The organism is Halocatena marina (assembly GCF_023276375.1).
Classification (GTDB): domain Archaea; phylum Halobacteriota; class Halobacteria; order Halobacteriales; family Haloarculaceae; genus Halocatena; species Halocatena marina.
Genome location: NZ_JALLPK010000001.1, coordinates 3,402,976 through 3,415,773, shown reverse-complemented (window position 1 = coordinate 3,415,773; position 12,798 = coordinate 3,402,976). Strand labels below are relative to the sequence as shown.

Sequence of the window (12,798 nt, the reverse complement as noted above, 5' to 3'; positions counted from 1 at the left end):
CAGTCAATGGATTGGCGGTGTACGAACTGCGGGACGTCTCATCCTCGGAACAATCCTCCATGTCGCGCGTGTGGTGGAATGGACTTCGAGCAGGGAGTGGTTCGGCTGGAGTGGGAGTGTACGGAGTGTAGCGAGCTAGTTGAATCACCATACGAACCGTGTCCGCAGTGCGGCGAGACGTCGTTCGATCGACTTCACGACGCTGAAGCTGATCCCGACCCAGTCGACAACGATGTCCGCCTCAGATCGTCATCAGAACCAGAAGAGCTCGTGGATGACTTTGTCTGGGAATGCGCCAACTGCGGGAAGCAGCATATGCGGAACTCACCGCCGTGTAGCCGCTGTGGAAATGCACGACTCGAAAAAGTCCCGTTCGAGGCGACCACCGAGGTCGATGCCGGCGGAAGCGGGACACTCTCGAGAGTGTCACTGGGATTGTTCGAGCACACGTCCTCACTACTAAGCCTCGCTGGACTCGGACTCGCAGCGCTTGGTGGACTGCTCGTCATATACGGTGGAATTATCGGCGCACCAATCTACCAAGCCACCCAACAGATACCACCGAGCGCGTGGATGATCATTCTCCTCGGTCTGACCGTCGGTGCCGTGGGAGCCGGCTTCGTGCTGTTCGATACCCGACGCAAAGACATCAATTTCTGAGTACTGCGTTCTTCTCTCACGGTCACTGCTCTGTGAGAAAATAGGAGTCGATCGACGCGACAAAAAGTACGTAAATGTATTCAATATCTTTTTGACTATACAAAAACACGTCTGGACATGACTCGGTTCCCGAGCTATCGATTATACATTCAAATTCTCGTAATGCTTCCCCTCCTCTTTCTCACGATACTTGCGACGGTGTTCGTGAGCGGAGTCGTACTTACCTTCATTTTCTTTTATGTTTACTTGATCACAGTTGCTCAAGTTCCGTCTGCAGAGTTGCTTCTCACAGTTCTAGGTGGATCGATGGTCAGTATGCTTGGGTTCGTTATCTGGGAAGAACGAGACGCACCTGAACATCTGGTTGCTGCAACCGGTGCGACTCGTATTGAAGAAGAGGAGTACCCACAACTACTGTCACTCGTTCGATCACTCTCTCAGCAAGTTGATACGCCAGTTCCGCGTGTCTACATCGCACCAACAGACACCCCGCTTTCATTGACGACCGGATTCAGACCTCGGAGCGCCCGATTAATCGTGAGTGAGGGGATGGTCGCAGCGCTTGAGCAGGGCGAACTTGAGGCGGTTGTCGCACACGAACTCGCGCATATCAAGAATCGTGATACGGCGGTGATGACGCTGGCCACACTTCCAATCGGCGCAGCCGACCGCGTGATCACTCTCCTCACAGGACACACAGAGGGGATCAAATACGCACAGCCGAGTCGAGCGAGTTATGCAGACGCTCTCATGACGTTTGGATTATTACTCGTTCCACCGATCTGGTTCTGTGGACACGTGCTGTGGGCGTCGTTATCCAGAACTCGAGAGTTTGCTGCCGACAGCGGTGCCGTCTCCATCACTGGCAACCCAGCATCTCTTGTAAGTGCCCTCCAACGTATCGATGAAGACATAGCGAAGCGACCAACGACCGATTTTCGGAAGGTCGAGATAGCGGCATTTGCGATCGTTGAATCGAGCCAAAACGACTCAGTTGGCACGTTTCCGTTGTTCGGACAGCTACTGACGGACGTATTTGCGACGCATCCGGAAACAGCAACACGCATCGAACGACTCCAGAGGATCAACCGAGAGCAAGGGCAGTGACGTACTAGATCTCTACAACTCATTCGTATGGGGTTTCGACGACTCATTCGACAGTTTACGTCATCTGAAGTGAACACTACCATGACCGCACAGTTGAAAAACCCTGGTGACATTGTGGAAGTATGTCCGCATCGGATCTCGCAGATCGCGTCGCCGACCTTCTGTCGGTCGACCATGATGAATTTGCTGATCGCGTTGAGAGCGAGGTCGACTGGCTGAAAAATGAGATACGAGAGGGTACGTTCGATAATCCACAGGGGATTGTCGGTCTCGAATACGAGTTCTACGGTGTCGATGGTGAAACCGACGCCCTGATGCGTGTTCCGCGCCGGTTGCTCGAATTCATCGGCTTCGAGAAGGAGCTTGGACTGCACAACGCGGAGATGCAGACCACGCCACAACCGCTCTCGAAGTACGGACTGGCGGCCCAAGAGGCAGAGGTGCAGGCCCGGCTCGATGCTGCGCTGAGGGAGACGCAGTCCTCGGATATCCGCCTCGTAAGCGACGGAATGTGGACGGTGCCCCCTGTTGGTGAGAGCGCGAGCAAGTACCTCACCGGAAGCGTCGTCGACAACGATATTCGGATTGCAACGAACATGAGCGGTTCCGAGCGCTATCACGCAATGGCGAACGTTGATTTCGGTGCGGAGCTATCGCTCAATGCACCGTACGTCAGTCTCACTGCTGATACCGTGATGGCCGAGAGTCTGATCACGTCCATTCAACCACACTATCAGGTTTCGCACGCTCCCGACCTCCCAGCGTACTTCCAGTACGCGCTCAGGATCGCCGGTCCGCTGCTCGCACTTGGTGTGAATTCGCCGTTTTTCCCACCGGAACTGTACAACGATGACGTAGACGTAGAGACGATTCTCGAAGACGGCTGGATGGAAAACCGCATCCCGATTTTCGAATCGATCCTCAATCCACCGGAGCAACCGAAAGTGTGCTTCCCAGAGGATATCGCTTCGGTCGAAGATGCGATCGATCAGATCGCAAATGATCGGACGGTCGTTCCTATGTTGCTCGACACGTCTGACCGATTTGACGATAATTTTGCACACTTCCGGCACAAACACGGCACCTACTGGCGGTGGGTCCGGCCGGTCTTCGACGGCCCAACGAAGTCACACGCGAACGCACGCATTGAGTTTCGTCCGCTCCCCGGTCAGCCGACCGTTCGAGACGTGATCTGTCTGCAAGCGACGTACGCAGGGCTACTTGAAAGTCTTACAAAACGCGAACACCCTGTCAGCAGTCTCGAATGGGACGCCGCGGAGATGAATTTCTACGAGGCTGCACACGAAGGCCTCGATGGTTCGTTCCAGTGGATCACCGCCGACGGTGCCGAGACGACGAACATCGACATCATGTACGACGAACTGTTCGATTATGCCCGCGATGGTCTTTCGCTTCGAGGATTGAATCGGACAGAGATCAATCGCTACGTCGCGCCGCTCCAGGAGCGCTTTGAGCGACGAATGACGCCTGCTAAATGGAAACACGACCGGGTTCTGGACGCCGTCGACTCCGGAACACCATTTGTTGAGGCTGTCTGGGGAATGCAAACTGATTACATCGAACGGCAAGAAGAGACGCTCATCGAAGGGAGCTTTGTCGATTGGCTATGAACGAACACCCAGCCACAGAATAGCCGTTATCTTTATCAATATCAGAATCATTCTATCGTAATACGACGCGTTCGTCATTCAACTAACAATTATCGCTCATTCATCGATTATATTAATCACATCCTGATCAAATCGATCAGCGATCGAGGTTCATATCAACCTCTGCATAGAACCCGTACTGTTTGGTAAGTAGGTACAGCCAATGAGATAATGGGGGTTTCGCTAATAGAGGTCGGTAATGGTAACACTTCCCGAAAACAGTGATGAAGAGAGTGAACGATCGTCGGCTACGTCTACCAGATCGTCTCACTACGAAACTGGTCGCGGGAGATCACACGCACTTATCGAAAGCGGTTGCATCCGCGAGTTTGCCGTTCACGTTCTGGGGGCAGCAGATGAGACGACGGATACAGAATCCATAACAGATATTGAGATTACTCAGCTGACAGCATCTGACGCCGAACAAACCATCGAAGCGGTCCAACAGCTAGAGAAGTACAAACAGACCGCTGCTCTTCTTGAAAAATACGGTGGGTGCCAACCGTCACCAGCGCAGTACACCATCGCTGCCCACGTCAATTCGGGACGTTCTGCGTGGGAAATCGTCGCATTCGAAGCCTACTATCCGAAGATCGGGAAGACATACCCGATCTTCGGACGTGCGGTCAATCGTGAGACCTCTCCAGTTGCAGCGCTCATCGATCCCTCCCCAAGTCCGGTGGACGGGACCAACGCTGCAACTGTCTTCGAGATTACTACTGAGCGAGTTTCATCAACTAAAATTCGTCTCGATCACCGGATCTCCGAACGCGAGAATACTGACGATTACTGGCCTTCGGAAGAGATCGGCTATCAGATCGCCATAGATTGGTTTGTATCTTAACAAATCCGCTAATATATATGAACTCAATCATTTGAATGGTAGGGGTCGCCGAAGCAGCAAACTCACTGACTGACAGTTATTGTATACTTTTGTTGGCTCGACGTATGAGATAGTTCAGAATGTAACGATAGAAAAGATAGTATTGATACAATTGACCTTATATGAGCAGTCATGTACCAGTAAATTTTTTGTTGCCTAACCAGAGTTCCCGTTTATGCCTTCTTCGTCCTCTGCAGACGTTGCTGAAGTGTTGCGGAAGCGTCACAAATGGCTTCCACATCTTCAGGACGTTTCCCTAACAAAGCCGGAATTGTGTTCAGAGCTAGGTATTTCCAGATCGACAGTAGATAGAGGTGTTGCTGATCTTGAGACAGTCGAGCTCATTGAACGAACGTCAGAAGGATACCGTTTGACAGCATTCGGTTCTCTCTTGTTAGAGTTCCGAACGTCGTATATGAATACGCTCGATACGATTTATCAGGCACAGGCGATGCAGACTTCGCTTCCGACGGGAGAGCACGGTGAGTATGTCATCTTCGACGGGGCCGATGTCGTTCTTCCGGAACCTCACCTTCCAGAGAAGCCAACGCGCCAAATTCTCGAGTTGCTAACTGAAGCTCGTTCTGTCCGCGGATTCACGCCGGTTATGCACGATCAGTATGTGACAACCAGTTACGAGCAAGTCGTGCGGGGCGACCTTGATTTTGAGTTTATCATCACATCCCAAATCTTGGAAGGATTGGTATCGATGTACTCAGAGTGGATTATCGAAGCGCTCAAAATCGACCTATTCACAGTCTACGAGGCTGCAACACTACCGACGTTCGGAATTGCCCTGTTCGAACGGGAAGATAGGTCACATACTGTCGTATTGGCTATCTACGCCGATAATGGGCTCAGTGGAATCGTTCAGAACGATACTGATCAAGCGGTTGGTTGGGCCAAGCAGATATACAACGAATACAAACACGCTGCATCACTGATCGATGCGGACACCATTCGTCAGTTGGAAGAGCAGACAGATACATTGTGAATCGTGGCTAAGTGAGACACCGGACGGTGATCTGCCCGTGGATAACGAAAGGACTTAACCTGAGGTCGGGCTAGAACCGAGTAAGCCGGGATGGCCGAGTGGTAAGGCGCACGCCTGGAAAGCGTGTTCCCTCTGGGATCCAGGGTTCAAATCCCTGTCCCGGCGCTTCCTGTTACTGTTGTCTCGCATCTGTGATCGTGGATTGTCAAGCGCTCTTCTCGGAGCAGTGGCTGGCGTTACGAGAGGCCAGAGAATTCACGAGTATGTATATAAATCTCGTCGTCCGATGGCTTCACTTTCGCTGCTATCGGCTCTTGTCTACCAGCTGATTACGCGTCGAGAGCCGTCTTTCTCACGTGGTTTGTCCTGCTGTTGCTGTATGGTATGTGTTATCTTCTATCTCCACGAACCACATACTTTTATATAGAATCGCAAACAACGATTGGATTGATCATGAGTCAGCAAATGGGTCAACCGATGGTTATCCTCGGTGATGATGCCCAGCGCGTCAAAGACCGCGATGCACAGTCGCACAATATCTCTGCGGCGCGGGCGGTGGCGGAGGCTGTCCGCTCGACGCTCGGACCAAAGGGAATGGACAAGATGCTCGTTTCCTCGATGGGCGACGTCACCGTCACAAACGACGGTGTTACCATCCTACAGGAGATGGACATCGACAACCCGACTGCGGAGATGATCATCGAGGTCGCGGAGACACAGGAAGACGAAGCCGGCGACGGCACAACCACTGCAGTGGCTATTGCGGGCGAGCTCCTGAAACAATCGGAGGACCTTATCGAGCAAGACATTCATCCGACCGCCGTGATCCGCGGATTCAATTTGGCCAGCGAGAAGGCACGAGCGGAAGTCGACAACATCGCAGAGGAAGTCGACGCTGACGACGAGGAACTCTTGCGAAAGGTCGCTGAAACCTCGATGACTGGCAAAGGAGCAGAGCTCAACAAAGAGCTACTCAGTCAGCTCATCGTTGATGCCATCGGGGCAGTGTCGGTCGAAGGACCCGAAGACGACACCATCGTCGATCTCGAATACGTAAATATCGAGACCCAGACCGGCCGTTCTGCTGGTGAATCTGAGCTACTCAACGGCGCTGTCATTAGCAAGGATCCGGTCCACCCCGACATGCAGACCGACATCGACGACGCAGAAATCCTGCTCATCGATGAGCCAATCGAAGTCGAGGAAGCGGAAGTTGACACCCAGCTCAGTGTCGACAGTCCCGACCAGCTTCAGCAGTTCTTGGACAAAGAGGAGGCACGTCTCAAGGAGAAAGTCGAACAGATCGTCGACAGCGGTGCGAACGTCGTCTTCTGCCAGAAGGGTATCGACGACCTCGCTCAGCACTATCTCGCAAAAGAAGGAATTCTCGCGGCTCGCCGCGTGAAGAAATCCGACATCGGCTTCCTCAAAGAGATCACTGGCGCGCGTATCGTGAGCGATCTCGATACCGCAACCGAGGACGACCTCGGTGCAGCCACGATCCGACGTGACGGAGACGACGAACTGTTCTACGTCGAGAGCGAGGGAGAGGAGTCCCACGGCGTCACACTGCTTCTGCGTGGTTCGACCGAGCACGTTGCTGATGAACTCGAACGCGGTCTCACTGACGCGCTCGATGTCGTCTCCCAGACCGTTGCCGACGGACGCGTTCTCGCCGGAGGAGGAGCCATCGAAGTCGAGCTCGCAAGCCGTCTGCGTGACTACGCTGACAGTGTCTCCGGCCGCGAGCAGCTCGCTGTTGAGGCGTTTGCCGACTCACTCGAACTCATCCCCCGTGTACTCGCCGAGAATGCAGGGATCGACTCCATCGACACGTTGGTCGATCTCCGCTCGGCCCACGAGGACGGCGACGCTCGCGCAGGACTGAACGTCTTCGGTGGCAGCATCGAGGACACGTTCGAGGCGGGAATCGTCGAACCCGCTCACGCGAAAGAACAGGCACTCGCGAGTGCAACCGAAGCCGCCAATCTCGTGCTCAAGATTGACGACATCATCTCGGCCGGCGACCTCTCCACCGAAGGAGGAGAGGACGCAGGTGGCCCGGGTGGTGCACCTGGCGGCATGGGTGGCATGGGCGGCATGGGTGGCATGGGCGGCGCGATGTAACTGTCGGCGCCAGACAAGAACTCGATTCGATCCATTTATCGTAGCGGGAGTGACCAGAAATCAGACGTGCGACCTACAGTTTGCCGCTGAGAGAACGGTCATCGATCCACTCTATTGACTCAGTGCAGTCTTTGAACTAGTATTGTTTTTCATTGTCCACTGGTGCCGGTTCTCGTTCGTGGGTTCTGTCGCGTTGACTGCCGTGTCTACCCACACCGGTCGGTCGATAGTCGTGGTTCCAAGATTGGAGTAGTGGATTGTCTGTACGATCCGAATCGTACTGTTGTTTTGTTGATATCGGATTTCAGATCGATATTTGCGGACAAAACCGCGCTCGTCGATGACTGCTAATACGTCCCCCGTTGTTCTCATCGCACGCTCGTCACTTGTTTTCCGTGAGTTCGGGAACCACAGCTTACCCTGTACGGCATATCGATGGAGTCCGTTCTCTGTCGATACGTTCTCCACCTCAACAACATCCGTTTTGTTGAATATGCTTAGGATAGAATGAATTTGATGAGTTATCTGTAGCGTCGGATACGCGGGTCTGTACGTCGTCGTGTCGTTCCACTTCACCATTCGGTACTGTGTCTCGCCGTCGGACCATTCGGCGATTCGGTCGATTCCCGACGAATCGACGCTACGAGTCTCTGTAACGTTCGTCGTGAGATTGTAGCTGGTTCGATTTGGACCATACCGATCTGTCCCAGCAACTTGGGTCAAGATCGTCCCATTGGCTGCAACTGAGCGGGTCGTTTGTTCGACGGTCACCGATCTGTTCTCCAAAACCTCTCTGTGTGCATCGATAAGTGATTTTGGTCGTACAATATCGGTCTGTGTTACTCCCGGTGCGAGCGTTCCCCGATCAGAATTCGGTGGAACATCGGCAGGCGTCACCGGTATGTGACGTGGATCCTTCCCAGCGATAAGAGGACTGTTGCATCCTGCGATGACGAGAAGGATGGCAAGCGCGATCGATGGAAGAGAGCGCACATTTAAATTCCATCTCAAGCTCTGTTAAATCTTTTTTGTCTCACTAAATCATCTCGCAGTGGATTGTTGCTCAGATACGACGACAGCGCTCTGTTTGAACGACAACTGCACGGAGCTGAGCGTTTGGGTGACGGTGGTTCGGATGGGTTTAGTACCCTCGCGCAAGAATTGCCGTCATGCAGACGCTGCTGTTGAACCACGATGCTGTCGAGACGAACGCGAAAATGCCGGACGTCATTGGGGCCGTTTCGGATGCGTTTGCCGCCTACGAGCGCGGTGATGCACAGATGCCTGCGAAATCGTACATCGATTTAGAGCGGTACAACGGCGACTTCCGCTCGATGCCGGCCTATCTCGACGCCGGCGAGTGGGACGCCGCCGGGATCAAGTGGGTCAACGTTCACCTCGACAACGTCGAGCAGTACGATCTTCCCACCGTGCTGGGGACAATGATCTACTCGGATCCAAAGAACGCCTTCCCGCTTGCGATCATGGATGGGACTGCCCTGACTCGCCTTCGGACGGGCGCAGCGGCTGCCGTCGCAACTGATGCACTCGCCATCGAAGACGCGACCAGTCTCGGTATCATCGGTGCAGGCGTTCAGTCGTACACGCAACTCGAAGCCATCGCTGAAGTGAGGCCCATCGAGAAGGTCGTTGTCAGCGACCTCGACGAAGAGCGCGTTGCGCGGTTCATCGAGCGGTTTAGTGATGCGTTCGAAGTCCACCCGGGCTCAGTCGCTGACGCTGCTGCCTGTGATGTTCTTTCGACGGTCACACCCGTCGAAGATCCGATCGTCGAGCGAAAAATGGTGAGCGAGCACACCCACATCAATGCGATGGGTGCGGATGCAGAAGGGAAACATGAGCTCACGGATCAGCTTCTTCTCGATTCGACGCTCGTCATCGACGATTTCGAACAGACGACCCACTCTGGGGAGATAAACGTTCCGTGGAAAGAGGGTGTCCTGACCAGAGAGGACATTCACGCTGCCCTCGGTGAGATCGTCGTCGGAAAGACAAATGGACGCACCGCTGAGACAGGCATCTCAGTGTTCGACAGCACTGGTCTCGCAATTCAGGATGTCGCTACTGCACACGTGGTCTACGAACACGCAACAGAGAACAATAATGGATCGCCGTTCGATCTCGTCGAGTCCGACGTGCAGTAGCGTTTTCACGACGTGACGCTGGTTCAAGCTCGCATTCGGCGCTCTGTGTGACCGGTGAGCCGGGCGATGACCCAGACGATAATCATGAACGGGAGCATCGGAAGGAGTAGAACGACCAACCCGAGGAAGACACCCCACCCAATCGTGTTCATCTCTCGGTCCGGACGACCGAAATACTCCGGCGTTACTGTCCGCATTGCTTCCTGTATTGCACCCTCATCGTTCGAGCTCATATTTGTAGTAGGTAAGCAAGGAATAAAACGTTCTGCGCGGATCACGCGCTATCTCTCGTCTGAATCTCTTCAGCTGAGATGGATTGCGGGACGGAACGGGAGCGCGTCTTCGGCTCGTTCGTTATCTGTCTCGTCCTCGTTTTCGACAGCGACGTCGGCGTCGAATTCGCGTGCGTAGAACTCACGTGCGTCTTCGTACACTGCCTGTTCGTCGAGGCGTTCCATCGCCTCGAGAGTTGCTTCATCGCGCGCGCGAACGTGTTCAATAAGATCCTGTACGAGTTGATTCACTTCGTTGCCGCGCGCACGCAACTCGGGCTGTTGCATTACCGCACTCATCACCTGCCCGACGTTGGGGCCGGTTTCCCGCACCTGTTCGAACACGTCCTGCTTCCAGTCGGCTGCCGTGTAGACCGCGATTCGATCTGGGTCCGTCCCGGTAACGTCAACGATATCGTGAATGTCCTCTGTGAGCTGTTCTATCAGTGTTTCTTCGACTTCGGTTGTCTGTTCGATGAACGCTGGATCCACGTCGGGCCAGTCGGTCGTCGATTCACCGGTCAGCTGCTCGTGGAGTTCGTTCGTGAGGAACGGGATGAATGGGGAGAGTAGCTGTAGCCGTGTTTCGAGAACCTTTCGGAGCGTCCAGCGCGCGCCGGGTCGGTCGCTGTCGGTCCGCCGTCGATACCACCGTAGGTCCTCTTCAAAGCCATAAAAGGCGGCTTGGCTCGCCTTACGTGTCTCGAACTCCTCCATCGCGTCGGTCGCCGTTTCGATCGTTCGTTGGAGCTTCGAGAGCAGCCAGCGATCGATGTGTTCGAGATCTGTTTGCTCGACGGTTTCAGGCGCATCCGTTTCGATAATCTCGCGCGCACGATTGTAGAACCGTTCGAGCTGATCTCGGGTGTCTCCGACGAGATCGTCTCGCCAGTCGTAATCCTGCCACGGCTCTGCGCTGTTGAGCAGGAAGAACCGCACTGTATCCGCACCGTACTTCTCGATGGCTTCGCTCGGGAGAACGACGTGTCCCTTCGAAGAGGACATTGCCTGTCCTTCGAGCAGTCCCATGCCCATGATGGTGATTCCCTGTGGCCAGTTCGCTTGTTCAAACAGCTCCGCGTGGTGAAAGAGGTAGAACGTCAGATGATTCGAGATGAGGTCGTTCCCAGAACAACGGACATCGACCGGGTACCAGTAGTCCCATTCCTCGCGGAGCGCGAGTGCCGTCTCGTCAGGTTCTGGGACTGCTTCTGGACCGTAGAATAAGGTGTCAAAGAACTCGTGGGTGAGCTGTTCGACTGGGACATCGCGCAGGCGGTGCGCGATGGTGTAGTAGGCCATGTAGATAGTCGAATCCGAAAGCGGTTCGATGATGAAATCCTCGTCCATCGGGAGCGGTGTCCCGAGTCCGTAGTTTCGGATGCACGGCCACTCTTGTAACCAGTCGATGGTGTGAGTGTACTGCTCTCTTGTGTTTTCGGGGATCGCCGTCAAGTCCGCGACTGCCTGATGGGCTTTTTCCTTCCAATCCGCGTCGTTGTACCGGAGGAACCACGTGTCTTGTTCGGCGACGATGACTTTCCCACCCGCGCGTGAGATGACCATCTCCGCGAAGTCGTACATCGAATCGAAGTCACCCTCACGCTGGTAGTCTGCTTTGAGTTCCTCGCGCACCTCGTTGATGACTGCACCAGCGTACTCGCCGTACATTTCCTTCAGTCGTCCCGTGTGGAACTCGCGGTTGTACAGCTCTTGTGTGACCGCCTTCAGCTTTGGATCGTCCGACGATTCAATGCCATGGTCCTCGACAGCGTCTTTCGCCGGAATTTCACCGTACTCATCGACGTCGGCGATTGGACGGGCTTCGATTGCTTGCACTTCCTCGGAATCGATGCCATACTCGCGCAGACGGTCCTCGTCGGCTTTGGCTTCTCTCAGAGCAACCCAGTCGTCGGGACTGTGGGCAGGAACGCTCATCACGATACCTGTCGCGTTGTCTGAATCGACAAACCCCGCAGGCAATATGAGTACTGACTCGCCCGTGACTGGGTTCGTGACGTGCTCGCCCACGAGCTTCTCTCCCGTGAATTCCTCGACGATCTCGATCGAACGAGACTGATGATCGAGCTTTTCTGTGGCCTCCGCAGAGACAATCCACTCCTCGCCGTCGACCAGTGCCTCGACGTACGCAGCGTCGGGATCGATGTAGGCGTTCGTCACGCCACGGACGGTTTCGGGACGGAGCGTCGCCATTGGAACAACCGTCTCATCCCACTCGAACTTGATCAGCGAGTATTCCTGAAACTCCGCCTCTTCACCTTCCAAGATGTCGTGGGTTGTGACGGCGTTTTCCTGCTCCAAGCAGTACTTGACGGGATGGAGACCTTTTTCGAGTAGCTCTCGATTGTTTAGCGTTTCGTACTGCCACGTGATGAATCGCTGGTAGCGCTCGTCGTTGGTGGTGAACTCACGACGCCAGTCAATCGACAGCCCCAGCGACTTCATGTTCTTCTTGTAATGCTCCTCGATGAAGTACCGGGCAAAGCCCATCGGGGTTTCTAAGTCTTTGAGGGTCTCTCTCGGTACGTCGTAAGTGTTCTGTAGAACGTCGAGCTGTTGTTCCTCGCCCTTTTTCAGCCGCTCGACAGCTCCGACGATTGGTGTTCCAGTGACGTGCCACGCGATAGGAAAGAGGACGGAATCGCCCTGCAACCGTCGGTAACGAGCGTACACGTCGGGGACGGTGTACGTGCGGGCGTGACCGATGTGCATTCCACCACTTGGATACGGATACGGGACGGTGATGAACGTCGGTTCTTCTTCCTCGTCCGGTTCGGGTTCGTAACTCCCCGCTTCACTCCACCGATCTCGCCATTTCGACTCAATGGCGTGGGGATCGTAGTCGGTCATGGGCTACGAAGGAGGGGAGAGAGTAAAAGCAGTGTACATCTCGGTTTCG

Annotated in this window: 10 protein-coding genes and 1 tRNA gene; 8 read left to right on the top strand and 3 right to left on the bottom strand. The window is 54.5% G+C overall.

All coding sequences use genetic code 11. The features are described 5' to 3' along the window. The first annotated feature begins 6 nt into the window (after positions 1–6). The 7 genes from MW898_RS16155 (at position 7) to thsB (ending at position 7,441) form a co-directional block, all read left to right on the top strand. Positions 7–660, top strand: a complete 654-nt coding sequence (locus tag MW898_RS16155) for a hypothetical protein (RefSeq protein ID WP_248908787.1) — start codon at positions 7–9, stop codon at positions 658–660. Positions 661–777: 117 nt separating this feature from the next. Beyond that, complete coding sequence (locus MW898_RS16150; RefSeq protein WP_248908786.1) at positions 778–1,767, top strand: M48 family metalloprotease; 990 nt, start codon at positions 778–780, stop codon at positions 1,765–1,767. A gap of 122 nt (positions 1,768–1,889) precedes the next feature. Next, positions 1,890–3,398, top strand: a complete 1,509-nt coding sequence (locus MW898_RS16145; protein ID WP_248908785.1) for a glutamate-cysteine ligase family protein — start codon at positions 1,890–1,892, stop codon at positions 3,396–3,398. A gap of 238 nt (positions 3,399–3,636) precedes the next feature. Then, positions 3,637–4,281, top strand: a complete 645-nt coding sequence (locus MW898_RS16140; RefSeq protein WP_248908784.1) for a hypothetical protein — start codon at positions 3,637–3,639, stop codon at positions 4,279–4,281. 214 nt (positions 4,282–4,495) lie between these two features. Continuing rightward, a complete protein-coding gene (locus MW898_RS16135; protein ID WP_438268691.1) occupies positions 4,496–5,314 on the top strand; it encodes a helix-turn-helix transcriptional regulator in 819 nt (272 codons plus the stop codon). A gap of 84 nt (positions 5,315–5,398) precedes the next feature. After that, positions 5,399–5,479 (top strand) — tRNA-Ser (locus MW898_RS16130). A gap of 288 nt (positions 5,480–5,767) precedes the next feature. Continuing rightward, positions 5,768–7,441 (top strand): thermosome subunit beta, encoded by a 1,674-nt coding sequence (thsB, locus tag MW898_RS16125; RefSeq protein ID WP_368409099.1) that lies wholly within the window; start codon positions 5,768–5,770, stop codon positions 7,439–7,441. A 111-nt stretch (positions 7,442–7,552) separates the two neighbouring features. Here the strand turns inward: thsB and MW898_RS16120 are convergent, their stop codons facing one another. Further along, positions 7,553–8,434 carry a DUF7537 family lipoprotein gene (locus MW898_RS16120; RefSeq protein ID WP_248908782.1) on the bottom strand — a complete coding sequence of 294 codons (882 nt, stop codon included), beginning with the start codon at positions 8,432–8,434 and terminating at the stop codon, positions 7,553–7,555. A 176-nt stretch (positions 8,435–8,610) separates the two neighbouring features. On the opposite strand from MW898_RS16120, the gene MW898_RS16115 reads away from it, so the two are divergent. Continuing rightward, positions 8,611–9,606 carry an ornithine cyclodeaminase family protein gene (locus MW898_RS16115; RefSeq protein ID WP_248908781.1) on the top strand — a complete coding sequence of 332 codons (996 nt, stop codon included), beginning with the start codon at positions 8,611–8,613 and terminating at the stop codon, positions 9,604–9,606. 23 nt (positions 9,607–9,629) lie between these two features. Here the strand turns inward: MW898_RS16115 and MW898_RS16110 are convergent, their stop codons facing one another. After that, positions 9,630–9,839, bottom strand: a complete 210-nt coding sequence (locus MW898_RS16110) for a DUF7535 family protein (RefSeq protein WP_248908780.1) — start codon at positions 9,837–9,839, stop codon at positions 9,630–9,632. Positions 9,840–9,908: 69 nt separating this feature from the next. Continuing rightward, positions 9,909–12,749 carry a leucine--tRNA ligase gene (leuS, locus tag MW898_RS16105; protein ID WP_248908779.1) on the bottom strand — a complete coding sequence of 947 codons (2,841 nt, stop codon included), beginning with the start codon at positions 12,747–12,749 and terminating at the stop codon, positions 9,909–9,911. Between the last annotated feature and the right edge of the window lie 49 nt (positions 12,750–12,798).